Raw genomic sequence first — 26,813 nt, forward strand, 5'->3', positions numbered from 1 at the left:
AGCGGGTCCTGTGCGTTCCCCCGTACGGCGCGCGCCGATCGCAATGACGTCCGGACGGGGTCCGGATGACTACTCTGCGTGCATGCCGAATGCTCCGACGCAGTTGAGGCTGCGAGAGATTCCGGGCTGGGCGGTGGGGCTGTGTCTGTTCGGGCTCGCTGCCGGTCTCTGCATGATCATCTGGTACATGGTGGATCCGCCGTTCCTTGACAAGCCTTCAGGGAACGGAGAACTGCTCCTGCAGTTCGCGGCGACGGCCGAAGAGGCCCGCGCCATCGTGAAGGGCGTTGAAGGCGGGGACGGCAGCAAGCTGTTCCAGGACGGCCTCGTTCTCGACTGGCGCATGCTCGTTCCCGGCTACGCGGCGGCCCTGGCGGGGACCTTCGGGCTCGGGCACCTCTTCCTCTATCGGGAGTCCACCCGGCTGTGGGCCCGGCGCGCCCTCGCCCTCACCCCTGTGGCGGTGGTTGCGGACTGCGTGGAGAACCTCTTCCTCTGGAGGGCTCTGAACCGGCTCGCCGCCGACCCGGTACCGGACCTGACGCGTGCGGCCTGTTTCGCCCAGGTGAAATGGGCGCTCGTCGTCCCGCTGGTGGCAGCGGGCCTTCTGATCGTCGTCACCCTCTGCTGCCGCCTGGTTCTGGCCCCCTCCTTCGTGCGCAGTGCGCGGGAGGACCGCCCCCGTCCCGTCGTGGCCCGCGCCCATAGGCTCACGGACGGCACGGAGAGCCAGTGGAGCGACCCGGACGTGATCCTCCCGCCCGCCGCGCCCCACGACTGGGAACCCCGGCCCGAGTGGACCGCCCCCGACCCGGCGCAACCACACCGGGCCGAGACCCGGAACCCGAAGGACAGCGCGGCGACCCGCTGGCGCACCCGCGCCTACCAGCCGCCCGGTCGCCAACCCGCGGAGGTCGGCTTCTGCGTCTCCGGCGGCGGCATCCGGTCGGCCTCGGTCACCCTCGGCGCGTTGCAGGCACTGCGCGGGCAACTGCTCGAGGCGGCGTATCTGGTGTCGGTGTCCGGCGGCGGGTACACCGCCGGGGCCTTCCAACTGGCCCTGACCGATGCCCGGCTCCGGGCCCCGGACGGGAGCCCTTCGGTGCGGCCCGGTCTGGCGACACCCGCGGACGTGTTCGCGCCGGGCAGCCCTGAGGAGGACCACATCCGCCGGCACGCGAAGTACCTGGCGGACGCACCCAAGGAGAAGCTGCACGCCGCGGGGGCGGTACTGCGTGGGATGGCCGTCTCCTTCGGCATGCTGGCGCTGGTCTTCGCCGTGGCAGGCCAGTTCCTGCACCTGTTCTACTCGCACCTTCCACTGACCGAGCTCCGCCCCCTCGCGGCGGAAGCGGAGGGGTTCGACTCGTCCCTGGACCTGTACCCGAACGCCTGGCTCCCCGTCCTCGCCCTGTTCGGCCTGGCCGGCCTGGTGTCCGTCGGGTACGCCTTCGCGCGGGCCGGGAGCGACGAGTCCCGCCCCGCCTGGCTGCGCAGCATGGTGAACACGCTCACCGGCCTCGCGCTGGCGGTCGCCGCGTACTCGGTCGTCATTCCCTCGGTGATCTGGTTCTTCGCCTCTCTGGCCCACAAGGCCGGCAAGGGAGGCTACTGGGACGACAGCGGGGCGGGAGTGGCCCTGCTCGGAGCGATCACCGCGGCGGCGACCGCCGCGGGTACGTGGTTCACCACGGTCCACAAAACGGTGAAGCGGCTGAAGCCGGACGGTGAGCAGGCAGGTCCGTTCGCCAGAGGCGGCACATCCCTCGTCACGCAGGTCGGCAGCAGCTGGGTGAAGGCCGTGGTGTGCTGGCTGGTCCTGCTCCTGGTCGCGTTCTTCGGCCTCGCCCTCATGTCCTGGGCCGCCGTCTACGCGGGCAGCTGGCACACGGCGTGGCAGTGGGGGGTGCCGATCGCCCTGATCGTGCTGACGCTCGTGATCGACCAGACCACATTCAGCCTGCACCCCTTCTACCGACAGCGGTTGGCCGGCGCCTTCGCCGTGCGCCGCGCGGTGTTGAAGGACGGCTCGGTCGGCGCCCTGCCGTACGACTACAACAACGAGCCGACCCCGCTCAACCCCTACGCGCAGCGGGTGGAGGGCTTCCCCCAGGTCATCTTCGCCACCTCCGCGGCCGTCTCCCTGCGCAACCGCACCGCGCCCGGCCGGCCCGCCGTCCCCTTCACCTTCGCGTCCGACTACTGCGGCGGACCCGACACGGGCTGGGTCCGCACCGGCACTCTGCAGAAGACGGCCCCGGCGCTGATCGGGCGCGACCTGACCGTGCAGTCCGCCGTCGCCGTATCCGGGGCGGCCTTCGCCTCCGCGATGGGCTCCCAGACGATGTTCATGGAGCGGCTGCTCGCGCTGTCCAACGTGCGGCTCGGCACCTGGGTGCCCAACCCCCTGTACCTCGCGGAACTGGCGACGTACGGTCCCAACCGGATCATGCCGCGGCTGCCGCGGGTACGGCGGCTGCGGTACCAACTCCAGGAGCTGGTGGGCCGGTACTCGGACACCACTCCCCTGCTGCTGTGCACGGACGGCGGGCACTTCGACAATCTCGGTCTGGTCGAGATGCTCCGGCTCCGCTGCCGGACCGTCTATGTCATCGACGCCTCGGGGGACTCGCCGCCGCTGGCGACCACCCTCGCGCAGGCGATCACCCTCGCCTATGAGGACCTCGGAGTGACGATCACCTTCGATGACGAGGGGCAGAATCTGCTGAACCTGGTTCCCGGCAGCGCGAAACCGCTCGCGCCCGAGGTGCCGATGGCCTCCCTGAACGGTCGGTTCTCCGCCACGTGCGTGGTGCGCGGCACGATCGAGTACCCGGAACGGATCCAGTTCTCGCCGGACACACCGGCCGGCGCTTTGGGGACGATCATCTATGTGAAGGCCAGTCTGACCCCCGACATGCCGTACGAGCTGCTCAGTTACGCCCTCCGCGAGAAGGCTTTCCCCCGCCAGGCCACCTTCGACCAGTGGTTCGACCACGCCCAGTTCGACGCCTACCGGGCGCTCGGACACCACCTCGGCACCAAGGCCGCGGAGGTGGGCCGCGCTCACGCGGCGAGGTGCGGTGGCAAGCGCCGCCGGTCCGGAGGCGCTCAGCGGTAGCGGCTGGAGCACGGCCCAGACGAGTGGCAGAGCCGCCCGGTGGAGCGCGCCATCGGAGACGTCACCCTTCCCCGTGCCAGTACTCGTCGTGAGTGCGGTGGGCCTCGGTGAGACCGTCGCGGAAGTACCGCTCGTAGTAGGCGTTCTCGAGGTGATGGGCCTGCAGCCACACGCCCGGTACGTGGATCGTGTCGCAGTGGGCGGGAAACCGCCCGTGGGTCTCGTAGATGTAGGTGCAGATGTCCCGCGTACAGGCGATGACGTCGGCGGAGTAGTCGCTGGCCTCGTGCAGGTACTTCCTGCCGAAGTCCCCCCGGTAGATGCGCGCGAACAACCCCTCGTCGGAGTAGATGCCCGTCGGCCCGAACTTCCCCGCCACGACGGCGTCCACCGCCTCGCCCATGGTTTCGTAGTTGGGCGGACACATCGCCTTGATGAGATGTTCACCGTTGTGCCGCAGGCCTACGGCGGTCGCCCTCAGGCCCGCGTAGCGCGGGAGCGGCACCTGCCAGCGCAGGAGGTCCGCCGGTCTCCACCGCGGGACGGTCCAGTCGAAATCGAGCATCGGACCGTAGGCGGGACGGAACCTCGGGTCTCCCAGCATGATCGACGGGGCGATCGAGGCGTGGATCCAGGCTCCGAGACCCATCGCGTCTGCGGTGAGCATGAGGTTCTGGAGCAGCAGGTCGGCCTCGATCTGCGTGCGCATGGCCCAGATGAAGCCCAGGGGCAGCTTGATGTCTTCGTTCAGGAACCCCGACTTCACCCACTTGCGCACGCCGGCCGAGCGGTAGAGGTTCCGGTCGTCGACGATCGCCGGCCGTGCACCCTCGGGCTGGGTCAGCAGGTACATCAGCCCGTTGATGTACTGCCGCGACAGGTCCACCACCGGGAAGAGGAGGGTGGTGCCCGGGAGGTTCGACAGGAACCGGTTCGAGTCGAGGTAGGCGGGGAAGTCCCGCCCTCCTTCCGGTACGTCGATGCGGTGGTCGAGGAGCCGCACCTTCGCCTCGGCGGCGCGCGAGCAGAGGGTCTCCGCGTCGAACGCCGTCGCCCCGCCGTCGGCTGCAGGGGGCAGGTTGCGCAGGAAGTAGGTGCCGCTGTCGTTGATCAGGAAGAAGTGCGTGCCTTGGGCGTTGTCGGGGCTGCCCGCGGTCCGGCCGGCCATGTTGAGGTTCGGCTTGGCCATGATGGGCTTGCCGTCGCGGGGGTCGGCGAAGGGACGGTCCGGCATGGTGAGGCCGGAGCAGCCCGTGATGGCGATGAGGACGGCCTCTTCGAGCTCGGTGAGCGGGGCTCGTGGTGCGGTGGAGGACCAGCTCATCGAACCGGCCTCGACCGAGCTGCCGCGGCTGACCCGGTGGGTGCGGCGACGCCAGATCGACGTGAGCAGCGCGCGGTTCAGGAGGGCCTCGAACCCGGCACGGCCATGGGTGTTCATCGGGTCGTTCATGCTGCTGTCCCTTCACGGGCGCCGTCAGCCGCGCAGGCGTGCCTCGATGGTCTCGACGAGGCCGGCGATGACTCCGTCGGGCGAGGGGCTGTAGTGGGGTACGGCCCATCGCGTGATCCGGGCGTCGATGAGGGAGGGCCGGCCGGAGGCCAGCGCTTCACGGAACGCCTTCTCGAACTCCTCCAGCGTCTCGACGCGGTAGCCGTCGGCGCCGCACGCCCTCGCGTACGCGGCGAAGTCGGGGTTCTGGAACTCGACGAGCCCCGTCTCCCCGTAGGTGACGAGCTGGAACAGTTTGATCAGCTTGAATTCCTGGTCGTCGAAGATGATCCAGATGACGGGGATGTCGTTCTCGACGGCGGTCATCAGCTCGAAACCGGACAACGAGTAGCACCCGTCGCCGCACCCGACGACGACGGTCCGTTCCGGGTGCGCGACCTTCATTCCGATGGCGCCGTTGACATGGCCGGCCATCGGCCCGAAGGAACCGACCTTGCGGAAGTTCTGTCCCTCCTCGAGCTCGACGTAGTAGCCGAGCCAGGCGAGGTGTGCTCCCGCGTCGGCGAGCAGAACACCTCGTGGGGGCAGCATCCTGCCGATCGCCTGGGCCAGCTCCCCGGGGTGAATCTTTCCGGTCAGGTGCGTGATGTGACGGGCTTCGTAGTCGCGGCCGTCGACATCGACCGCCGGGACGTCGCCGACCCGTTCGTCCAGCGCCGCGTAGAGGGCGGCCAGCCCGAGGCGCGCGTCGGAGAGCAGCGCGTAGTCGGGCCGGTAGGCCTTGTGGAACTCGGTCTCGGCGATGTTCACATGGACGAGCACCTTGTTCTCGAAGAGGTCTTCGCGGTAGTTGAACGTGGCGTGCTGATTCAGGGAGTTGCCGACGCACAGCACGACGTCGGCCTCGCGAAACGCCTTCCACGCGCTGGAGTGCCCGCTGTCCGCGAAGACGCCCACCGAGAGCGGGTGGGCCTCGGAGACGACGCCCTTGCCGTCCAGCGTGGTGAGCAGGGGAATCTGGAAGCGTTCGATGAAGCGCCGGACCTCCGCTCCCGCTCCGCTGCGGATCGCGCCGAACCCGACGAGCGCCACGATGCGCTTGCGCCGTGTGAGGGCGTCGGCCAGCACCGCGGCGATCTCCGCCACGCGGGCCCGGTCCGGGACGACCGGGGCCACGTCGAGCCGGATGTGCCGGAAGTTCGTCACCTCGACACCACGGTGGGTGAGGTCCTCGGGAACGTGGATGTGCACCGGCCCGGGCCTTCCTTCGAAGGCGATGTTGACGGCTTCCTCGAGCACGTCGCACGTGTCGGCGGCGTCGGCGAGCAGGAAGGACTTCTTCGTCGTGGCGGCGAACATGGCCCGGGAGTCGGGCGTCCGGTTCAGGCCCGAGGTTTCGTTGAGGGAGCCCCATCCCTGCCATTGTCTCGAGGCGTAGCCCGAGACTGCCAGGACGGGGTAGGAGTCGGACATCGCTACAGCCAGACCGGAGAACAGGTTGAACGCACCGGGACCTGCCGTTGCGAAACAGAAGCCCAATTCGTTCGTGTACATCGCGTGGCCGCACGCCATGAAGGACGCGGCCTGCTCATGCCGCGTGATGACCGGCCGGATCTGCTGCGAGTGCTTCAGCGCCAGCATCAGGCCGGCGGCGTTCTCTCCGGCACCGCCGAACGCGGCCCGGACTCCGATGTCTTCCAGGCCCTTGACCATGGCTTCGTAGACTCTCATCGCCGTTCCCTCGTCCACTCCCCCGCATGTGTTGTCGGCGGGTGCGGTGTCGACGCGGCACGTGGTGCGGCCGTGTCGGCGCAGTCACCCATGCGGAACCAGTCTGCCAGTACTGGACACATCCCGCTCCTGCACATGAGGTGGGCCGTACGAGTGACAGGGCCGGCGTCACCGTTCACAGTGCGCGCAGAACTCGTAGGGCGGACGTCCACCGGGGCGCGAGGCGGATGCCACCCGTCTGCGTTGTTCCGCGCGACGCGGCCGCACCACTGAGTCAGGGTTGCCGTGTGTAACCAGGTGCCCGCGGACCCCGTCCCGGGCAGCCGTGGAGCGTCACCTCGTCGTCCGCCGGCCTTGCGTCCGGAGAGCGGGGTGCGCCTTGGCGAAGAGGCACACATGGCCGAGACCAGGCAGTACGAGCACTACGTGGGCGGCGACCCCGAGGTGGAACGGCTCGTCTTCGAGCGGCTCGCCCGCGAGCTCATGCGGGTCCAGCTCAAGTCCAGGAAGCGCAGTGGCGCATCCGAACTCGCCCGGACCTTCCACGCCAAGGCCGTTCTCGGCGCGGAGAACGCGCGTCTGGCCTTCGTCGGCGACCTGCCCCCCGACCTGCGGACCGGGTTCGCCCAACCGGGTGCCGAGTACCCCGTCACCGTACGGCTGTCCAATGCGAACGGCGCCCGCCGGCCCGACCACGCCCCCGATCTGCGCGGAGCGGCCCTGCGCGTCGTGGCGGGAGCCGACGAAGCGCATGACCTGCTGATGACGAGCCATCCGGTCTCGCACGCGCGCAACGCGCTCGAGTTCGTCGCATTCGCGAAGGCCATGGCGGGCGCCGATACGACACTGCGGAAGGCCGTCGCGCTGTTCGTCACCCTGCCGCTCGCGGTCGGATGGTCCACGGCCGCACGCATGCGCCGCAACGTGCGTGCGGGTACGAGCCGCCCGGTGAGCAGCCTGGCACTGGAGACGTACTGGAGCCGCGGAGCAATCCTGTGGGGTGACGCGGGACCAGTGCGTTATCAGCTGCGCCCCGCAGACGACGCTCCGTGGGCCCCCGCGCCCTCCGCCGCCGACCCCGATTTCCTGGAGCACGAACTCGCGCGGCGGCTGAAGGAGGCGGACGTCGTCTTCGAGTTGTTCGTCCAGCGCTACGTGGATGCCCGCCGGACGCCCATCGAAGACGGCGCGGCCGAGTGGAAGGAGGAGGACACGCCTCTCGTGCGGGTGGCAACGCTGACCATCCCATGCCATGACATCTGCTCCGCCGAGGCTCGCGCCGCAGCAGCACGGGTCGACGAGCTCGCCTTCAACCCGTGGAACACGACCGAGGATTTCCGGCCCCTCGGAAACCTCAACCGTGCGCGCAAGGTCGCCTACGAAGCCAGCAGCGCCCACCGACTGGGCCACCGGTTCGCCAACGTCGAGCCGCAGCGCAACGCCGTACTGGGCGTGCCGTTGCGCGCCGCCTTCCGCGGCCTCAACCGATTCGTCCCCTGGCACCGGCTGCCCACGAGCCTCGGTCTGCTGAACCTCCTGGCCTTTCGGCAGGAGTTGCGCCAGGACAACCTGGTCGACACCGAGCTCCGCGAGGCTCCGCCCAGAGCCCAGCCCGTACCCGATCCCATCGACGAAGACATGCGGCTCGCGCGGAGCTACGACGGCACCTACAACGACCTGTCCGCACCGAAGATGGGCGCTGTCGGGTCCGCCTTCGGCCGCAACCTCGCGCCCGTCTACCAACCAGACCTGTTCAACGTACCGAACCCGGTCACCGTCAGTCGCGAGCTGCTGCACCGCGACGTCTTCATTCCGGCACGCTCCCTCAACGTCCTGGCCGCCGCCTGGATCCAGTTCCAGGTGCACGACTGGGTCAACCACAAGCGCTACCCCACCGGCACGAAGACCGTCGAGGTGCCGCTCCCTCCCGGTGTCACGTGGAGGAACACTCCGGGCGGACCTCCCGAGAACGTCATGCGCTTCGCCGAGAACGAGGGGCTGCACCCGGCCGACGGCAAGGGTCCGCCGACGCTGTTCGCCAACGTGGCGTCCCACTGGTGGGACGGCTCCGAAATCTACGGCGGCAACGAGGTCACCGGAAGGTCGCTGCGCGAGCCGGGGGGCGGTGCCGCGCTGCGCCTGGAGGACGGCCATCTGCCGGCCGGGCCGGACGGCCTCCCGCTCACCGGCTTCGCGGAGAGCTGGTGGTACGGCCTCAGCGCCCTGCAGACCCTCTTCGCCCGCGAGCACAACGCCGTGTGCGAAGCACTGCGGCAGGAGTACCCGGCCTTGAGCGAGGACCGCGTCTACCACACGGCGCGACTGGTCGTCTCGGCTCTCATCGCGAAGATCCACACCGTGGAGTGGACTCCCGCGATCCTCGCCACCGAAGTGATCGACGTCGGCCTGAAGACCAACTGGCAGGGACCGCCGGACAAGTGGCTCGAGCAACTGGGGCTGTGGCTCTTCGAGGCGCATTCACTGACCGGCATCCCCGAGACCCTGCCGGACCACCACGCCGCTCCGTACTCGCTCACCGAGGACTTCGTCACCGTCTACCGCATGCACCCGCTACTTCCCGACGACTTCGAGATCGTGGACCACCGGCTCGGCCGGCGCCTGGACACCCTCGGCTTCAACGACGTGCAGGGTCCCGCTGCGGAAACGCTCATCCGCAAGACCGGTCTGGCCAACTCGCTGTACTCACTCGGCATCGCTCATCCCGGCGCGATCACGCTGAACAACTACCCCCACGCCCTGCGGTCGTTCGAGCGGGACGGCGAGGTCATCGACCTGTCCGTGGTCGATCTGGTCCGCACACGGCGTCGCGGTGTACCGCGCTACAACGACTTCCGGTCCGGTCTGCACAAGCCGCGCGTGCGGCGGTTCGAGGACGTGTCCGGCGACGCGGAGACCGTCGCCCGCTTGAAGGAGGTCTACCGCGATGTCGATCACATCGACACCATGGTCGGTCTCTTCGCCGAGAACCCGCCGCAGGGCTTCGGCTTCAGCGACACCGCCTTCCGCGTTTTCATCCTGATGGCGACCCGCCGCCTGCAGAGCGATCGCTTCCTCACCGTCGACTACAGGCCCGAGGTGTACACCCCTTTGGGCATCGACTGGATCGAGCGCAACGGCATGAGCAGTGTGGTGGTGCGGCACTGCCCCGAGTTGGCGGGCCTCCTGCCCCGAACGGGCAGCGCGTTCGCGCCCTGGCGCCTGGCCACCGCGAAGGGAACCGAAGGCGGTCGCGGCTGAGAGGCCCGCTCGTCCGGCGGCTCCCCGGGGCCGCCGGACGACAGCCGTGTCAGATGGTGAACGGCTTCTGCTTGAGGAAGCCGTCCGACGGGCTGCCCGTCGTGTAGAAGTTCGGGCTCTGGTTGGCGGGCATGCGCTTTTGGATGTCGCGGTGGAAGGTGCGGTAGTCGCCCAGGAAGGCTCCCTTCCCCCACACCTTGAGAAGGTTCGCGGTGAACAGTCCGTTGACGTCTCCGTCGGACGCCACCTGGTTGTCCTGGCAGGCGGCGATGAGTACGGCGCCGGGCGCCGGGCGGCCGCCGTTGCCGTCCTTGAGTTCGCGCTGGAGGCCCTCGTAGAACGGCCGGTCCCGGACGAAGATCTCCTGCTGCTTGAGCAGCGGCATCAGCCGGGACGCCGCCTCCACCTTGTCCGGGTCACGGGTCTGGAACTGCGACTGCAGCGCCTCCGGGGTGAGCAGTCCCTGGAGGGACTCGATGGCGCTGCCGCTGTGGCAGCAGTCCAGCAGGACGAAGATCCTGACCCCCTCCTCGAACCGTCGGAACTCCCGGTACAGCTCGTCGTCGAGGAACTGGCGGTCGAAGAACACCAGCGTCTCGTCCAGCCGGTCGGGCTCGTCGTCCGAGCCGACGACGTTGTCCATCTGGCCGCCGTGGCCCGAGTAGGTGAAGAGCAGGATGTCCCCGCTCTTGAGCCGTCCGGCCGCCTTGCGCAGTTCCCCGGTGATGTTCTCCACCGTGCCGTCGCCGGTCAGGATCACGGTGTCGTCGAACCCGCCGGCCCGGGCCACCGAGGCCATGTCGCGGGCGTCGTTCTCGCAGGCCAGGAGCTTGCCGTCCCAGCCGTCGTACGCCGCGGGATCGACCTTGTTCAGACCGATGTGGATGGACAGGCCAGTGGGCACGGCTACTCCTCGGGGCGTGGCGGGCAAAGGGGGGTCGACAGCATGGGTTCCGCGGCGGCCGCCGCCTGAACCGGGGTGTTGGGGACGCCGCCCGATCGGGCCTGTCGGGGGGAGCCGGCGGGAGGGCCGCCGTTCGGGTGGCCCGTCGCATCGCACCGTAAATGATCACTTGCGTGCGGTATTGCTATCATATGAACGCAATTGACACGCCACCCGACCGGGCTGCGGGCGCCAAGGCACGGCAGGACTCCCTCGCCGATCGCACCGGCTACGACGAGTCCTTCCTCGGTGCCGTCGTCCCGCTCCCCTTGCCGGCCGGGAACGGGATCGAGACCGTGGTCCTCCCCTACACCCACTTCACCGTCGTCCTGCGCCCCGACCGCAGGCTGGCCGCCTCCACCGCCGTCTGCATCGACGGCGAGCAGCTCGTGGAGGACGTACCCCGCGACGACAACTGGGGCTTCGACCCCCGCGTACCCGAGACCCAGCAGGCCGGCAACGACATCTACCGCGACAACTCCCTGGACCGGGGGCACCTGGTCCGCCGCCTGGACCCGGTCTGGGGCGCCGCGGCCGAGGCCGACCGCGCGAACATCGACACCTTCCACTTCACCAACGCGGCCCCGCAGCAGGACGTCTTCAACCAGGGCAAAGAGCTGTGGCAGGGACTGGAGAACCATCTGCTGGACCACGCGGCCCGGTTCGACCGCAAGCTGTCCGTCTTCACCGGGCCCGTACTGCACGACTCCGACCCGCCCTACCGGGGCATCCAGGTGCCGCTACGGTTCTGGAAGGTGGCCGCCTTCGTCCAGAACGGCCGACTGGCCTCGACCGGGTACATCCTCGACCAGAGCCCCGACCTCAGCCGGGACCGCGAGCGGGCGATGGCGGGCGCCAAGCCCGGCGATCCGCCACCGCTCGGCCCGTTCCGCACGTTCCAGGTGCCCGTCACCGACATCGTCGAGCTCACCGGCCTCGACTTCGGGCCGCTGCCGGCCGCTGACCTCATGCCCGTCACCCGCGCACCCGCGGAGCGCTGGAAGCGACTGGAGAGCTACGACGACGTGGTCCTGGACAGCTGAGATGGTCGCCGCCACCGTCGTCTACGTCCACGGAAACGGGAACAAGGTCCGCAAGGACCTGCTCAAGTCCCAGTGGGACAGGGCACTGTTCGCCGCCGACATGGGCGCGGCGTCGCGGATGGCCTACTGGGCGCCGGTCCGGTACGGCACCCCCCTGCCCGACGACGAGCCCGACCCGCTGTCCGGCGGCCCGCCGCCCGTCCGGGAACTCCCGGACGCGGGGGTGCCACGGACTCCGGAGGAGTTCATCGAACAGACGCTCCGCGAGGCGCGCCGGAAGGCAGGTCCGGCGCCGGGGAGACGGTCGGCGCAGGTCGGGGAGGAGCAACTGGCGAACTGGCTGGCGAAGATGACGTACTCGGCCGAGACCCTCGGCCGGGCCGAGGGCGCGGCGCCCGCACCGGCCCCATCAGACCTGGCCGAGGCGCTGCCGCTGCCCCTCTTCATGCGCGCACCCGTCTTCGAGCTGCTCGTGAAGCGAACCTTCGAGGACGTGTACGCGTACTTCTTCGGCGGCGTCGGCGAGGCGATGCGCGAGGTCGTCCGCGGCGAGCTGGCCGACGTGCGCGACGGGCCGCTCATCGTGCTGGGGCACAGCCTCGGCTCGGTCATCGCGTACGAGGTGCTCCGCGAGGAGCGACGGGACGTCACCCTGTTCGTCAGTGTGGGGTCGCCTCTCGGCATCACCGAGGTCCAGGACCGGCTCGCGCTCCCGACGGCGGTCCCGGCGGGTGTGGCCGCCTGGTCCAACGTCTCGGACCTGCGGGACCTGGTGGCGCTCGACCACTGGCTGCGGCCCGAGTACGACCCGCCCGGCCTCATCACTGACCACCTGGTCAGGAACGGCAGCGACAACCACCACGGCATCACCGAGTACCTGCGCAGCGCGCCCGTCCAGCAGGAGGTGAGCACCCTGTTCGGCCGCGTTGCGCGTGACCGGGCCGAGTGAAACCATGGCAGGTATCAGGCAGTCCGTCTTTCCGCTCCGCTACGGCGGCTGTGCAGGTGCGGTATGTCTCCCAAGGATACCGAATGGGGACTCGTCACCGATCTGGTGCGGGACCACTTCTTCATTTCCGGCGAACCCCGACCCAAGCTGATCCAGTTCGGATTCTCACCCGAGTTCGTGAGCAGAATCCCACTGAATTACGTGAGCGCCGAAAATTCGGTCGCCCTGGTCGAGGCCGTGCGGAACAGCGGCGTCGAAACCCAACTCCTGCTCCTCAGCACGCTCGTGCGGATGGCCACGCTCGACACCCTCCCGGCCGGAGAGGAGGCCAAGCGTCTCAAGAGCGAGCTGGAGGAGGCCGTACGGCTGCACATTTCGCCCCAGGACTTCTTCCTCAGCAGCGTGCTCGGCGACGGCGGCGAGGTGTTCATCGACCGGGCGGACTTCAGGAAGCGGCTCCGCGAATTCTTCGAGAATCCCGACAAGACCGTTCTGGTGGTGGACGGAGAACCGGGCAGCGGGCGCTCCTACAGCTACAAACTGATCCGGCACATAGGCGAGCACTGCAATTTCCGCCCGGTGCGGGTGACGTTGAGCCGGACCTCGACCGCCGAGCAGCTCGTCCAGCGACTCACCGAGTGCGTCGCGGACCCGGTCACGGTCCCACCGACGCTCTCGGACCCGGCCCTCACGCCCCTCGCGCCATTGAATCCGACACAATTGAACGATCCACTACCTGAGATCGATGCGGCGGTGCACCGCATCGTCAGCCAGGCCACCACCGCGCACGGGCGGTACTGGCTGGTGCTGGACGACTGCGACGAGCTCGACGTCAATTCCGACGTCTGGGACTGCATCGGCAAGCTGGCCCTGACCATCCACCAGCAGAGGCCGGCGCCGCCGGACGTACCGCCCCGGCTGGTACTGCTCGGGTACTCGCCGACGATGCGCCAGCTCCCGTACGAGATACGCAAGAACGAGGTCAGGGACACCGCCCGGATGTTCGGCCCGGACGATCTGCGCGAGTTCTTCCGGCAGTTCTTCACCGAGGGTTCGGGTCCCCCGGACGTCCAGCGGATCTCCACCCTCGTGGAAACGGCCGTCCCCGCCGTTCTGCAGGCCTGTGAGGCCTGCGGCCCGGACGGCTACATGCGCAAGATCTGCACGGCGGCAGCGGCGTCGGTCCGCCTCTACGGCGCGCTCGCCCCCGGCGAGGACTTCGGCGCGCGCCTGAGCGAGCAGCTGAGCACCGCCGCGGCCTCCCCCGGCCCCGCAGACGTGTCGGACCTGCGCAAGGCCTACCGGGAAGCGGCGTCCCTGATGAGCCGGTTCGAGCCCGCACGGCTGAAGCTGCCCGGTGAGGTGGAGCCCTCCGGGGCGGCCGGGGTGGAGCTGCTGCGCGACTGCAGGGCCGTCGGCCCGCGCAACACCGTCACCTGGGTTCTCAAGTCGGAGGTCCGCGACACGGCGCTGGGCGGCTTCGCCGGTCCGCAAGGGGCCCGCCGCGCCCTGCTGGCCAACCTGGAGCAGATCCCTCCCGGCCTGGGCCCGGAACGCATCGCACTGGCCTACCTCGACGGCACGCCCCCGAAACTCGCCCACCAGAAGCTGGACGAGCTGCCGCACACGCTGCAGGCGGTGTTGTGGCTCGCACAGATCCCGGGCATCACCGGCATCCCCGAGAGCACGGAGGTCCAGCGGCTACTCGACCGGGCGCGGCTGATGCAGCCCCTCGAACGCCTCGGACGCAGCTCCTTCCAGGGGCGCGGCGAGGAACTCGCCCGACTGCGCGCCTACATCGGACTGCCCACGCCGTTGCAGGACGAGTTCACCCGGGCGGTCGCCGCCGGCACGAAGCGGCCGGTGCTGGTCCACGGGCTGAGCGGCGTCGGCAAGAGCACCCTGCTCGCGACGTTCCTCCGGGACAGCCTGCGCGACTTCCCCACCGCGTTCCCCTTCGCGTACGTCGACTTCGAACGGCCCACCCTCTCGGCCCACGAACCGGCCACCCTGATCGCGGAGATGGCCCGGCAGCTCAGCGTCCAGTACCCCGAGCACCAGGCCGATTTCGACGCCCTGGCGCATGCGTGCGAGGAGACCGTCGGCCTCCACCGGGCCGAGGAGGGCACGGTCGACGAGCTCTACGAGCTCGCCACCACCCGGGCGACGATGGCGCGGCTCTCCCAGTCGGGGGTGCACGCCCTGGCCTCGGCACGCGAGGGCATGCTGGCGGCGCAGCTCGCGACGCTCGTCGTGCAGGCGGTGGGGGTGCCCGCGGAGGAGCAACCGCCTCTGGTTCTCGTGATCGACTCCTTCGAGGAGGCCCAGTACAGCGGTTCCCCGGAGCTCGGCCGCATGTGGGGTCTCTGGTCGGCGCTCCAGAAGGTGCACCCGCGGCTGCGGACCGTCGTCGCGGGGCGGCTGCTGAAGCAGCATCCGGCCCGCTTGGTGGAGCCCCTGACCATCGAGCTGAACGACCTCGGCCCGGAGGCCTCCGTGGCCCTCCTCGTCTCCTGCGGGGTGAGCGACGAACAGCTTGCCGAGAAGCTCGCCGACCGCGTCGGCGGAAATCCCCTGAGCCTCAAGCTGGCGGCGCGGGCGGCCGAGCAGGAAGGCGACCGGGCCGAATCGCTGAACGAACTGATCGAGAGCCTGCCCCGGCGGCGCCGCCACTTCTTCCGCAAGGTCGACCAGATGCTCATCCAGGGGACCCTCTACGAGCGGATCCTGAGGCGCATCGGGGACCAGGACGTCCGCGCTCTGGCGCAGGCCGGAATGGCACTGCGGACCATCACCCCCGGACTGATCAGGGAAGTCCTCGCCGGTCCGTGCGGACTGACGGTGGACTGCGACCTGGAGGCGGAGCGCCTCTTCGAGCTGTTCTCCCGGCTCGACCTGGTGGAGTCCGCCGGCCCGGGGACCGTACGCCACCGGGCCGATCTGCGGGCCATCATGCTGCGGCTGGCCGACCGCGCCCGTGCGGACGTGATGCGGGCGGTCGGGCGGCGCGCCGTCGCGTACTACGCGGCACGCGAAGGCCTGGAGCCGCGGGCCGAGGAGGTCTACCACCGGCTGCGGTTGAACGAGAGCCCCCGCGAGGTGGAGCTGCGCTGGCTGCCCGGCATCGAGCGGTTCCTCGTCGGCGCCGACGAAGACATGGCGGGGCGGTCCGCCGCGTACCTCGCCGGGCGCTTCGGCGGCCACACCCCGGACGAGGTGATGGCGGAGGCGGACCAGGAGGACTGGGAGCGCATCGCAGCCCTCGAGGTCGAGAACCTGCTGTCGCAGGGGTACACCGACGCGGCCGCCGCCCGGATCGAGGGGCGGCGCCCGTGGACCTCCGGCAGCCCGTTGCACCCGCTGTGGGTCGAGATCCTGGACCGGCTGGGCCGTCGTACCGAAGCCCGTGCGGCGGCCGACGCGGCCGTGGAGCGCGCCGATGAGGACGGCTTCCCCGGACTGCAGCTGGAGCTGCTCCTCGTCTCGGCGCGGCTGGCCGAGGCGGACGGCGACCTCGCCGAGGCCGATGACGACCTCGCCGAGGCCGAGGAGATCGCCACGGGCCTGGGCAAGGACTTCGAGGCGCTGGGCGCCCTGCTGACCCGTGCACAGCTGGCGTCCCGCACCGAGGAAAACGGTCCGGAGGCCGGAAGCAGGCTCGCCGAGCGACTGCGGCGGCTGCCCGACGCGGACCTCGTCCGGCAGCCCGCCCTGGTGCGTGCCGCGGTCGCCGAGGTCTCGCACGACCACCCGCGGATCCTGGAGCACGCCCTGCACGTCGTGGGCCTGCCCGAGACCGAGGACGGGGTCCTGGACATACTCGGTGAGGCGATCGCCCGGGTGGTGGCCGGCCGGCCCGAGCTGCGGGCCCCGCTGCTCCGACTCCTCGAGGACTCCGCCGGCTCGCCCGACCGTTCTGCTGCCGTCCCTCGGTCCGCGACCGGGGTCACCCACCAGGGGGTGCAGGGCATGCTGTGGGAGGCGCGCCGGCTCGGGACGCTCGACCGGCTCGCCGGGCGCCTCCTGGCCCTCGACGACCGGAGCGGCGAGCTCGCCTCGGGCGTGGCAGCGGCGATGGGCGCCGGCGCCCCCGGCCCTGCCGTCACCCCCAGCCCGGTCGGCGCCCCCAGCCCGGCCGTAGCCACGGGCACGCGGCCGGTCGCCTCGGAGCCGGGCGAGGCGAACCCCTCAGCAGAGAGTCCAGCCGAAGGGAACGGCCACCGAGCGGCCTGATCGACCATGAGCGACACGTATCTCTCCCAGGACGACGTCGTACAGCTGCGGGACACGGCGGTGGAGGCGGGACTGACGGACCCGGCACTGCGGAGACTGCTGTTCGCGGGAATCCTCCCCAAGTACATCGGCTCGCTGCCGCTCATCGCGGCGCCCCTCCAACAGGTCCACTCGGACCTCAACGAGATGAACCGCGTGGAGCGGCTCGTCGACGGCACCGTTCCGCTGGCCGTCTGGCTCCGCAACGCCGCCGACCAGCTCACCGACGCCGCCCCCCGGGACGTGATCCTCAAGGCACTGGACCGGGTGGCGCGCGACGCGGCCGGCGAGCCCGACGTGGCGCCCGACGTCCCCACCGGGGAAACCAAGGAAGAGGTCATCTTCCGGGACGACACGGTGCCCTTCGGCTTCCTGACCGGCGGAGCGCTGGCCGGCTCCTCGGTCGCCCGCATCAAGGTGCTGCCGTACCAGGGGGGCGCCCTGCTCCAGCCGGTGGCGCTGCCCCACAGCGGCACGGGCTGGCTCATCGCCCCCGACCTCCTCGTCACCAACCACCACGTGGTCAACGCCCGCAAGCGCACCGACGGCCAACAGCAGGTGGCGGACCCGTCGGACCTCCGGCTCCAGGCCCAGGGATCACGCTCCCGGTTCGACTACCTGAGCGAGGACGACACGAACGCCGAGGAGACACAGGCGAGCGAACTCGTGGCCTGGGACGAGGAACTCGACTACGCCGTGCTGCGCCTGACCGGCGTCCCGCCCGGCGCCCCGCCCCGCCCCTTCCTCCGCGTCGCCACCGCACCGCTGGCGGTGGCCAAGGACACCCCGGTGGCACTGAACATCATTCAGCACCCGGGTGGGGAGCCGAAGCGGATCGCGCTGCGCAACAACCTCGCCTTCGAGGCGGACGACATGGACGTGCGCTACTTCACCGACACCCGGGGCGGCTCCTCGGGCTCGCCCGTGCTGACCGACGACTGGACGGTGGTGGCCCTGCACCGCGGCACGCGGCGCGTGACGGACGTCAGCTTCCAGGGCAAGAGCACGGCCTTCGTGAACGTCGGCACGCAACTGAGCGCCATCATGCGGCACTTGCGGGAACACAACCCTCAGGTCCACGACGAGATCACTGCGGCCCAGTCGCGCTGACGCGACGGGCCCGATCACAGGAGGTGTGAGATGCGCGGTGGATCACCGGTGGCGACCGGGCCCGAGCAGGTCTTCCGAGAGGATCTGCTGGAGGTGGCCGCACGCGTACGCAAGGGGCTGGACGCCGAGATCCCCGAGTCCGCCGAGGAGCTTCCCCGGGAGCAGGAGGCGGCCGCGCGGATCGGCCGCGCCGCCCGGGAGGAGCGGGCCAGGGTGCTGGAGGCCGGGGTGCGCGGGCTGGAGAAGCTGGCGGCGGGCCGCAGGGGCGACGTCGACGCGGACGAGTACTTCGGGGTGGAGGCGATCGTCCTGCTCGAAGGCCGCCCGGCGATCCTGGTCCAGGGCCAGGACTTCGCCTCGCAGCCGGGCGACTGGGCCCTGCTGGACGGGCAGCGGCCGGGCATCCGCGCGTCGATCGAGCGGGTCGGCCGGGTGGAGGTCTCCGGCCACGCGGGACTGGACTGGCTGGGCACGGGGTTCCTGGTCTCGCCGTTCGCCGTGATGACCAACCGCCATGTCGCGGCCGAGTTCAGCCGTGCGGACGGCGAGGGCGGGTTCACCTTCCGCCAGGGCATGGGTGCGCGCATCGACACCGCCGAGGAACTCGGCGCGCCCGCCACGGACGGATCGTTCGAGTTCAAGGTCACCGAGATCATCGGCATTCACCGGGACGTCGACATGGCACTGCTCCGGGTGTCCCCGACAGCGGGCGGAGGAGGGCCGCTGCCGACGCCGCTACCGGTCGCTGCCGACGCTCCGCCGGACCTGCAAGGCCGGCCCGTGTACGTGGTCGGCTACCCGGCGGCGGACGGCCGCCGCAACGAACCCGAGGCCATGAGCCGCATCTTCATGGACATCTACAACGTGAAGCGGCTGCAGCCGGGCACGGCGACGGCGCTGGTCCCGGACGGGCCGGGATTCACCATGACGCACGACTGCTCCACGCTCGGTGGCAACAGCGGCTCCCCCGTCTTCGACCTGGCCGACCACCGGGTGCTCGGCCTCCACTTCGGCGGCCGGTTCAGGTCGGGCAACTTCGCCGTGCCGCTGTTCCAGCTGACCGACGACCCGCTGCTGGAGCGGGCCGAGGTCAACTGGGTATAGCGCGGCTCCGCGTTCACTTCGTGGTGATGGGTTCGCCGTCGTGCTCGCCGCCTATGCAGGTATACAGGGCGGTGCTGGAGTCGTACTCCCGAAAAGCCCTACGCGAACGAAGAGATCATCAACCGGTACGGTCTTTCGCCGGTACGTGGCTCCACGGCCGAGACGCCCTACCTGGAGCTCCTGGAGAAGGCCCGCTCAAGCGGGTAGGGGGCCAGTCCGCTCGGGTGAAGGGGTGCGCCTCGCCTTGCGTTTGCCGGTCGCCACGGGCGGCCGGAGACTGGTGACATGAGCGTGGCCCCCGCCCCCTCCGGAAACGGGGCTGGTCGGCGCCGACGCTTCTCCCGCTGCCGCCACGCCCACTGGGACCTGTGGCAACGCCGCATTCAACGGTCGGCCCTCTGATTCCATGAGGTGTCCTATGAGCAGGACCTCACGACTCAACTGCATCATCCCCCCGTACCTCCTCAGAAGGCTCCTGGAGAGCGAACACGTCGAGGTGCGCCAGGCCGCCCTGGACACCATGCTGACCACTGCTCGCCTGCGAGGTCAGCGCGAGGTCCGGGCGTCCTTCACCGGCGCGGCCGCCCCCGGTAACGGCCGGCGCACCGTCTTCGACTGCCAGGAGGGAAGTTTCCTCCCCACCGCCGTCCTCGCCAGGTCGGAAGACGGACCGGAGTCCGTCGACGAGTCCACCAACCGGGCATTCGACGGACTCGGCCTGACGCGCGACTTCTTCAAGGACGTGTTCCAGCGTGATTCGATAGACGGCCGGGGGATGCGCCTGGAGGGGTACGTCCACTTCGGCGTGAAGTTCAACAACGCGTTCTGGGACGGACGGCAAATGGTCTTCGGCGATGGAGACGGAAAGGTGCTCGGCGACCTCACCGGATCCCTCGACGTGATCGCCCACGAGCTGACGCACGGAGTCACGGAGCACACCTCCGGATTCGAGTACCACAATCAGTCCGGCGCCCTGAACGAGTCGCTTTCGGACGTCTTCGGGTCGCTGGTCAAGCAGTGGTCGCTGAAGCAGACGGCCGAGGAGGCGGACTGGCTCATCGGCGCCGACGTGTGGACCCCCGGAATCGATGCCGACGCCCTGCGATCGATGAAGGCACCGGGGCACGCATACAACAATCCACTGTTCGGCAAGGACCCCCAGCCCGACCGCATGAGCAAATTCGTCCACCTTCCCGACACCGAGGAAGGTGACAACGGCGGGGTGCACTTGAACTCCGGCATTCCGAACAAGGCGTTCTTCCTGACAGCCGTAGGCATCGGAGGATTCGCATGGGAGGCGGCCGGACCCATCTGGTACGAATCGCTCAAAGTCTCCGGCGCCGAGGCCCAGTTCCAGGATTTCGCCCACACCACCTTCCAGAAGGCCGGTGAACTGTTCGGCGTCGGCAGCGCCGAACAGTCGGCCGTGCTGGCGGCCTGGCAGGAGGTGGAAATCTCCATCAATGGCGTCCCGACCGGGCCCGCCCGAGCACGAAGCCGTGCGGCCGAGAACGGCAGCTCGGGCCGGCAGGACGGCCTGGCAGCCCTGACCAGGCAACTGGGGGCACTGAGCGCCAAGGTGACGGCACTGGCCAAGGACGTGAACGCGCTGAAAGCAACCAAGTGAAGGGTGAGCGCGCAACTCAGGGAAGGAACGTCACTGCCGGGAAGGCTGGGGACGGCCCGTCGAGCAGGTGGCCCGGACGGTGGCGCAGGTGCTCGTCGAAGAACGCGAGCGGGTAGGCCTGCTGGATCTTCACCGCCTGGTCGGGATCGAGGGTGCCGATCACGTCCTGGAGCTGCTGCCCGGTCCATCCGTACAGCTTCGCCACTTGCGGGAACAGTGCCTCGTTGTCGCCGTAGGAGATGTGGGCGGCTCCCTCGGCTTGGATGTCCAGCCGCCAGCCTCGCAGATGCGACCAGAATGCGGCGACTTCGGGATCCGCGGCCCGGTTGAACTCGGCGGACATCATCATGAACGGCCGGTCCAGGTCGCCGGCCAGCGGCGGGTTCATCTGCATCGGGCCGTCGAGGCTCAGCCCGGCCCGGATGCGCTCGTCCGCGAGCGTGGCGCAGGCGGTGGCCGTACCGCCCTTCGACCAGCCGAACGCGCCCATGCGCCGCGGGTCGAGGGAGCCGAGCAGCCCGGCCGGCAGCCTCGTGTCGTCGACGTCCGGATTGCACCCCGCGGCGATCTGCTCGACGCAGTCGAGGACGAAGCGCAGGTCGGCGGCGAAGTCCCCCGGCCGCGTCGGCGCCTGCCTGTCCTGGAGCGGGACGGCGACCCGGCCGTCGGGGAACTCGGTGTACGTGTCGTACTGGTGCGCGATCGTCACAGCCACATATCCGTGACTCGCGAGCTCCTGCACCATGACGGTGTGGTCGCCCTGGTGGCTGTGCGCGCCGTGCGAGAACACGACCACGGGCAGCCGCCGGCCCGACCTGTGCACCGGAGCGCCCACGTGACCGGCGGTCAGCGGCCCCAGGGAGGCCAGATCGCTGAACCCGGCGTCGTCGACGAACGCCTGAAACGCCCCGGCCGGCATCCAGGGCGCCACCGGGTAGCGCCGGACGTCCCGGGCGGGGTACCAGACGGTGGCCATCAGCTCACGGAAGTGCCCGGGACCCGCGAGGGCGTCCGGGCGCGACCGGTCGACGAGGTGCAACTGGACCGTACCCACGGGGTGCGGCCCGGTCGGCGCGGGCAGCGTGAGCCGCTTCGAGGCGTGGACGGCCGCAGCCGGGGCGGCCCACGCGGGGCTGGTGGCAGCCAGCGGAACGGCGGCACCTACGGCGAGCGCGGCTCCCAGCATGCGGCGGCGCGTCACGCCCTCGCGGCTGATGAACGGTGCGGTGGTCATGGGTCCTCCAGTGGTGACACATCGTCAAGTGTGCTGCTACGGCCGATCCGTGGGCACACGGAAACGCTGTCACGCGCCCGCCCGCACGGCATCGGCTCACCGATTGACAACAGGCGATGGCATAGGCCCAGGGGTTTACACCCCGGGGCCGATGCGGTCAGCGATGTCGTCCGGTAGCCAGGCACTACGATCGCCTCGGCTCGCGGTCCCACACCTCGCCACAGGGACGCGGATCAACGCCGCGAACCGCACCAGGTCCATCGCCAAGGGTCCCCCGCCTCCGCGCGCCCGGCGCGGCCGGCGCGGCCGAGGTGCACCCCCGCCCAGCCGGGGATACGTCAACTTTGTTGATACCAACGATGCTTGACGGCCGCACGCATACGATCAACGGCATGACACCAGTGATCGCCCCGCTGCCGGGCGGTACGCCCGCGCAGCTCGGAGGTCACCGGATCCTGGGGGTGCTCGGGGCCGGCGGCATGGGGACGGTCTACCTCGCCCGCCGCCGGGGGCGTCCGGTCGCCCTCAAGACCATCCGGCCCGAACTCTTCCGCGACGCGGACCTGCGCGAGCGGTTCACCCGCGAGGCCGCCGCCGCGGCGGCGGTCCGCAGCCCCTTCGTCGCCAACGTGCTCGGCTCCTCGACCGCCGAGCAAGTGCCCTGGATCGCCGCCGAGTTCGTCCCCGGCGCGACCCTCGCCGCCGCCGTACTACGGCACGGCCCCCTGCCCGCGCCCGCCGTGCGGGTCCTCGCCGGGGCGCTCGGCCGGGCCCTGACGGCCCTGGGCGCGGCCGGAGTCGTACACCGCGACCTGAAACCGTCGAACGTCATCCTCGGCGCCGACCGCCCCCGCGTCGTCGACTTCGGCATCGCCCGGGTGACCGGCGACGCCACCTTGACCGCGACCGGGCAGCGCCCCGGAACGCCCGGCTACATGTCGCCCGAGCAGGTGGTGAAGGGTCCCCTCGGACCGCCGAGCGACGTCTTCTGCCTCGGCGCGCTGCTCGTCTTCGCGCTGACCGGCCGGCACGCCTTCTACGACGGAGACCCGGTCCGCTCGGACTTCCGCATCGCCTACGAGGCCCCCGACCTCACCGACGTTCCGGCCGAGCTGACGCCCGTGGTCCGCGGCTGCCTCGAAAAGCAGCCGGAAGACCGGCCCGCCGCCGCGGAGGTGGCCGCGGAACTCGACCCGGAGGGCGCCGCCCTGCGCGCCGCCACCCGCTGGCTGCCGCCCACGGTGCTCGCCGACGCCGCCGAGATCGCACGGGCCGCAGCCGCCCTGGGCGCCGACCCGCGGCTGCCCACCCGGCGCAGGGTGCTCACCGCCGTCGGAGCGGCCGTGCTCCTCGCGGCGACCGGTGCCACCGCCCTGCGCACCCTCCAGGAGGACGACGGCCCGGTCCGCACCCCCGCCCCCCGCTGGAGCGGCCCGCCCGGCACGGTGCCGGAGCCCCTGTGGTCGTACGACGGCGCCGCGGCGCGGCCGGCCTTCGGGCCGGTCGACGTCGACGGCCGGGTGTGCTTCGCGGACGGCGGCGGCGAGCTCCTCCTCCACGATCCGGTCTCGGGCGAACGGCGCTGGCGCGGACCGGTGGTGCGCGACCTCGTCGGTGGCCGCCGACCCGCCGCCCTGGACCCGGACGGCGCCCTGCTGTTCCTGGACCCCGGCAGCGGTACGGTCCGCCACCGCGCGCGCGACCGGGTGACCGAGCTGCTCGGCGCCGACGAGGACCAGGTGTACGTCCTCGACGCCGACGGCCGCCTGGTCGCGCTCAAGCGGGCGGACGGCGGGGTGCGCTGGCGCGTGCCCGTCCCCGTGTCGGGCGCGGTGCTCTCGGCGGCCGCCGGGTACGGGCGGGTGCTCCTGGCCTCCGCCGCCGGCGGGGTGGTGTCCCTGTCCGCTGCCGACGGCGGCTCCGTGTGGCGGCGCCCCGCCGGCACCGACGGCTCGCGGACGGCCCTGTCCGCGCGCGGAGTGCTGCTGGGCGGAGCCGGAGACCGGACGCTGACCTGCCTGGACCGGGAGCACGGCGAACAGCTGTGGACCCTGCCCGCGGACGACAGCGCGGGCTTCGGCGTGCCCACGCCCGCCGGCGACACCGTGTACGTCGCCGACGGCCGCCAGCTCCGGAGCATCGACGCGAAGACCGGAGTCCCCGCCTGGACCGTGCTGGCCGCCGAGGAACTGGCCCAGGACCAGGCCCCGTTGGTGGCGGGATCCGGGATCTTCGCACCGCTGCGGACGCCCGAGCTCGGCATCCTCGTGGTGCACGGCGGGCTGGCGGCCGAACAGTACGTGTTCGCACCGGCCCCGGCCGGGGAGGTCCGGGCCGACGTTCCCTGGCGGGGAGCGGTCGCCGGAGGCAGCGTGATCTGGCAGCGCGGCAGCGCCGTCCGCGCCCTGCCGGGCATGTGACCGGTCCCGAGCGGGGCCACGAGACGAGGGGGGAACGCATGGGGGGCGGACGTCTGGAGGAGGACTTGCGCCCCGAGGACCCGCGGTCGGCCGGGCCGTACCGGCTGCTGGCCCGCTGGCCCGGACCCCGGCCGGTGCCGCCGCGCAACGGGATGTACGTGGGCCGCGACCGGGACCACGGGCACGCCGTGGTGTGCCTGCTGCCCCCGGCCGCGTACGAGGCGGCCGAGGCGCTGCACCGTGAGCCCGTGCCGGGAGTGCCGCACGTACTGGACCTGCGGACCGGGACCGCGACCAGGACCGGGACCGGGACCGAGCCCTCGTGGGTGGCCCTCGCGCACACCCCGGCCGTGTCCCTCTCCGACGTGGGGCGGCGGCCCGGCCCGGCGTCCGGGATCCTGCCCCTGGAACAATCGGTGCGGCTCACCGCGGAGGTCGCCGACACCCTGGCCGCCCTGCACGCCCGGGGCATCAGCTACGGCGCCGTGGCACCGGACGGCGTCTGGCTCACCACGGGCCGCCCGCTGCTGATGGCGCTGCACTCCTGCCGCATGCCGTCCGCGGCACCGCGCGAACCGGCATCGGAGCGTGGCCGGGGTGGCGGGCCGCGACCCGGCGCAGGGTTCGGGGGGCCCGAACCGCACAGCCGCGTGTCGACCGTGCCCGCCGCCTTCATGGCCCCGGAAGTGGCCGCGGGCCGGCCCTCCTCCACGGCCGCCGACGTGTACTCCCTGGCGGTGCTGTTGCTCCACACGGCCACCGGGCGGCTGCCCTTCGGGGACGGGCCGCCGCCCGTGCTGGCCTACCGCGCCCTCCACGACCGGCCCGAACTGCCCGACCTGCCGGGGGAGCTGGGCGAGGTGGTGGCCGCGATGCTGGCCGCCTCCCCGACGGACCGCCCCACCGCCGCGGAGCTGTGCCGGACGCTGGCACCCGGCGGGCAGGACGCGGAGCGGACACCGGACCCGCTGCCCGGCCGGGTCGTCGCCGCACTGGCCGTACGCACGCAGGCGATCGCCGACCTGGAGATCGCCGATGCGGACGCGAACGGGGACGAGAGCGGAGACGGGGACGGGGACGGGGACGGGCATGCGGACGACCGGGCCCCGGCGGACGCCGATGCGCACGAGCCCCCGCACCCCGCCACCCTGGCGGCGGCGACGCCCCCGGCCCCCGGCCCGGTTCCGGCCCCGCCCACCCCCGACGCGCCGGGCCCGCCCACCCGCCGCCGGTTGCTGTCCGGCCTGCTGACCGGCGCGGCGGGAGCGGCCCTCGGGGTCTCCGGGACCTTCGCCTGGTCCGCCCTGACCCGAGAGGACAGCCGCACCGGGCCGTCCGCGGCGGGCGGCGGTTCCGGTACGAGCCCCCGCGTGCCCGGCATGCCGCCAGGCGCCCTGTGGCGCCTGGACGACCCGACGGCCCGCATCCGGCTCCTCCCGGTGAGCAGCGCCGACCATTGCCTGATGACGCGCGGCGATGTCCTGTACGGGCACGACCTGCGCACCGGCAAGGAGGTGTGGCAGCTGCCCGACGGCGGCAGCACCCCGCCCGTCCACGTGCCCGGCGGCCGCTTCCTGACGGCCACGCGCGAGGGACTGTCGCTCTGCTCGATGCGCGACGGCCGTACCCAGTGGCTCCAGCGCAACGAGCAGCTCGCGGGGGTGCTCGCCGCCGACGGCGCCACCGCGTGGCTGCTCACGGCGGACGGGAGTCCCACGGGCGGATACCTGCTGGCGGCGTTCGACCTGGACCACCGCGCGGAGCTGTGGCGCACCCCGCTGCCGAGCGGATTCGGCAACGCGGAACTCGCCACCACCGTCGGCCCCGAGACGGTCGTCGTGGAGGTACAGGTACCCCAGCAGATGTTTCGAGACGTCACGGCCGTCCGGACCCTCGCGATCGCGGGCTTCGAGCGGAGCAGCGGACGCATGCTCTGGAACCGCTCCTTCCCCGACGTGCACGGCGGCCCTGCCTCCGTGGTGGACCCCGCGGGCGGCGGACGGCTGTTCCTGCTCTCCGGCGGTCGCGCCCACGCCTACGACCTGAAGACCGGCACCCGACTGTGGGAGTCGCAGGCCCTGGTCGCCGGGACCAACGCCCCGCCCTTCTTCAGCGGCGGCACCCTGTACCTGGCCGACGACGGCACGGGCCCCATCGTCGCCGTAGACCCGGACACCGGCCGGACGCTGTGGGAGCAGACGCTCACCGAGAACCTGGCGTGGAACATGCTCGGGAGCATGACCGCGAGCGCCTCCGGACGCACCCTCTACCTCGCGACCCTGCACCAGGTCACCGCGACCGGCATCCCCTCGGGCAAACGGCTGTGGCAGACCGGGCTCGCGGGGGTGGAGGCCCGGGAACCGTTCCAACTCGCCGCGGTCCCCGGCACCCTGCTCGTCGCCCGGCCGTCCGCCGTCGTCGCCCTCCCGGCGGACTGACCCCGCGCCCTCCCCCGCCCGCCGACGTACGCACGCCCGCCGACGCACGCCCGCACGCACGCACAGGCACGCACACCCGCACGCACAGGTACGACCGCCGCCCCGAAGGA

At 71.2% G+C, this 26,813-nt stretch carries 14 protein-coding genes; 10 read left to right on the plus strand and 4 right to left on the minus strand.

The genetic code is table 11. The features are described 5' to 3' along the window. Positions 1 to 82 precede the first annotated feature (82 nt). Positions 83 to 3,121 carry a hypothetical protein gene (locus tag AC3IYI_RS02225; RefSeq protein WP_489408581.1) on the plus strand — a complete coding sequence of 1,013 codons (3,039 nt, stop codon included), beginning with the start codon at positions 83 to 85 and terminating at the stop codon, positions 3,119 to 3,121. Between the two features lie 61 nt (positions 3,122 to 3,182). On the opposite strand, the gene AC3IYI_RS02230 is transcribed toward AC3IYI_RS02225, so the two are convergent. Next, positions 3,183 to 4,574, minus strand: a complete 1,392-nt coding sequence (locus AC3IYI_RS02230) for a hypothetical protein (RefSeq protein WP_489408582.1) — start codon at positions 4,572 to 4,574, stop codon at positions 3,183 to 3,185. Positions 4,575 to 4,598: 24 nt separating this feature from the next. Continuing rightward, positions 4,599 to 6,305, minus strand: a complete 1,707-nt coding sequence (locus tag AC3IYI_RS02235; protein ID WP_489408583.1) for a thiamine pyrophosphate-binding protein — start codon at positions 6,303 to 6,305, stop codon at positions 4,599 to 4,601. A 396-nt stretch (positions 6,306 to 6,701) separates the two neighbouring features. On the opposite strand from AC3IYI_RS02235, the gene AC3IYI_RS02240 reads away from it, so the two are divergent. Further along, positions 6,702 to 9,563: a peroxidase family protein gene (locus tag AC3IYI_RS02240; protein WP_489408584.1), complete on the plus strand. Its 2,862-nt coding sequence runs from the start codon at positions 6,702 to 6,704 to the stop codon at positions 9,561 to 9,563. A 49-nt stretch (positions 9,564 to 9,612) separates the two neighbouring features. On the opposite strand, the gene AC3IYI_RS02245 is transcribed toward AC3IYI_RS02240, so the two are convergent. Next, positions 9,613 to 10,467: a caspase family protein gene (locus AC3IYI_RS02245; protein ID WP_489408585.1), complete on the minus strand. Its 855-nt coding sequence runs from the start codon at positions 10,465 to 10,467 to the stop codon at positions 9,613 to 9,615. 191 nt (positions 10,468 to 10,658) lie between these two features. Between AC3IYI_RS02245 and AC3IYI_RS02250 the strand changes: the two genes are divergently transcribed. The 6 genes from AC3IYI_RS02250 to AC3IYI_RS02275 all read left to right on the plus strand — a co-directional run bounded on the left by AC3IYI_RS02250 (position 10,659) and on the right by AC3IYI_RS02275 (position 20,611). After that, positions 10,659 to 11,549, plus strand: a complete 891-nt coding sequence (locus AC3IYI_RS02250) for a DNA/RNA non-specific endonuclease (RefSeq protein ID WP_489408586.1) — start codon at positions 10,659 to 10,661, stop codon at positions 11,547 to 11,549. A 1-nt stretch (position 11,550) separates the two neighbouring features. Beyond that, the gene (locus AC3IYI_RS02255; RefSeq protein ID WP_489408587.1) at positions 11,551 to 12,498 is read left to right on the plus strand and encodes a hypothetical protein; all 948 of its coding nucleotides are present in this window, start codon (positions 11,551 to 11,553) and stop codon (positions 12,496 to 12,498) included. 201 nt (positions 12,499 to 12,699) lie between these two features. Further along, entirely contained in the window at positions 12,700 to 16,731 is a 4,032-nt protein-coding gene (locus tag AC3IYI_RS02260; protein WP_489408588.1) for an AAA family ATPase, read from the plus strand. A gap of 6 nt (positions 16,732 to 16,737) precedes the next feature. Next, positions 16,738 to 17,880 (plus strand): trypsin-like peptidase domain-containing protein, encoded by a 1,143-nt coding sequence (locus AC3IYI_RS02265; protein ID WP_489408589.1) that lies wholly within the window; start codon positions 16,738 to 16,740, stop codon positions 17,878 to 17,880. Between the two features lie 30 nt (positions 17,881 to 17,910). Then, a complete protein-coding gene (locus AC3IYI_RS02270; protein ID WP_489408590.1) occupies positions 17,911 to 18,984 on the plus strand; it encodes a trypsin-like serine peptidase in 1,074 nt (357 codons plus the stop codon). 418 nt (positions 18,985 to 19,402) lie between these two features. Then, entirely contained in the window at positions 19,403 to 20,611 is a 1,209-nt protein-coding gene (locus AC3IYI_RS02275; RefSeq protein WP_489408591.1) for a M4 family metallopeptidase, read from the plus strand. Between the two features lie 16 nt (positions 20,612 to 20,627). On the opposite strand, the gene AC3IYI_RS02280 is transcribed toward AC3IYI_RS02275, so the two are convergent. Then, entirely contained in the window at positions 20,628 to 21,845 is a 1,218-nt protein-coding gene (locus AC3IYI_RS02280) for an alpha/beta hydrolase family protein (protein ID WP_489408592.1), read from the minus strand. Positions 21,846 to 22,237: 392 nt separating this feature from the next. On the opposite strand from AC3IYI_RS02280, the gene AC3IYI_RS02285 reads away from it, so the two are divergent. Continuing rightward, positions 22,238 to 24,265 (plus strand): protein kinase domain-containing protein, encoded by a 2,028-nt coding sequence (locus tag AC3IYI_RS02285; RefSeq protein WP_489408593.1) that lies wholly within the window; start codon positions 22,238 to 22,240, stop codon positions 24,263 to 24,265. Positions 24,266 to 24,303: 38 nt separating this feature from the next. Next, complete coding sequence (locus AC3IYI_RS02290; protein WP_489408594.1) at positions 24,304 to 26,703, plus strand: outer membrane protein assembly factor BamB family protein; 2,400 nt, start codon at positions 24,304 to 24,306, stop codon at positions 26,701 to 26,703. Positions 26,704 to 26,813 lie beyond the last annotated feature (110 nt).

It is taken from the genome of Streptomyces sp. GL_148 (assembly GCF_057834205.1).

Excerpts from the sequence above, each read along its gene's own strand:
- AC3IYI_RS02290 (WP_489408594.1), top strand. The coding sequence starts at position 24,304 with ATGGGGGGCGGACGTCTGGAGGAGGACTTGCGCCCCGAGGACCCGCGG.
- AC3IYI_RS02285 (WP_489408593.1), top strand. The coding sequence starts at position 22,238 with ATGACACCAGTGATCGCCCCGCTGCCGGGCGGTACGCCCGCGCAGCTC.
- AC3IYI_RS02270 (WP_489408590.1), top strand. The coding sequence starts at position 17,911 with ATGCGCGGTGGATCACCGGTGGCGACCGGGCCCGAGCAGGTCTTCCGA.
- AC3IYI_RS02240 (WP_489408584.1), top strand. The coding sequence starts at position 6,702 with ATGGCCGAGACCAGGCAGTACGAGCACTACGTGGGCGGCGACCCCGAG.
- AC3IYI_RS02250 (WP_489408586.1), top strand. The coding sequence starts at position 10,659 with ATGAACGCAATTGACACGCCACCCGACCGGGCTGCGGGCGCCAAGGCA.
- AC3IYI_RS02280 (WP_489408592.1), bottom strand. The coding sequence starts at position 21,845 with ATGACCACCGCACCGTTCATCAGCCGCGAGGGCGTGACGCGCCGCCGC.
- AC3IYI_RS02255 (WP_489408587.1), top strand. The coding sequence starts at position 11,551 with ATGGTCGCCGCCACCGTCGTCTACGTCCACGGAAACGGGAACAAGGTC.
- AC3IYI_RS02265 (WP_489408589.1), top strand. The coding sequence starts at position 16,738 with ATGAGCGACACGTATCTCTCCCAGGACGACGTCGTACAGCTGCGGGAC.
- AC3IYI_RS02275 (WP_489408591.1), top strand. The coding sequence starts at position 19,403 with ATGAGCAGGACCTCACGACTCAACTGCATCATCCCCCCGTACCTCCTC.
- AC3IYI_RS02225 (WP_489408581.1), top strand. The coding sequence starts at position 83 with ATGCCGAATGCTCCGACGCAGTTGAGGCTGCGAGAGATTCCGGGCTGG.
- AC3IYI_RS02235 (WP_489408583.1), bottom strand. The coding sequence starts at position 6,305 with ATGAGAGTCTACGAAGCCATGGTCAAGGGCCTGGAAGACATCGGAGTC.
- AC3IYI_RS02230 (WP_489408582.1), bottom strand. The coding sequence starts at position 4,574 with ATGAACGACCCGATGAACACCCATGGCCGTGCCGGGTTCGAGGCCCTC.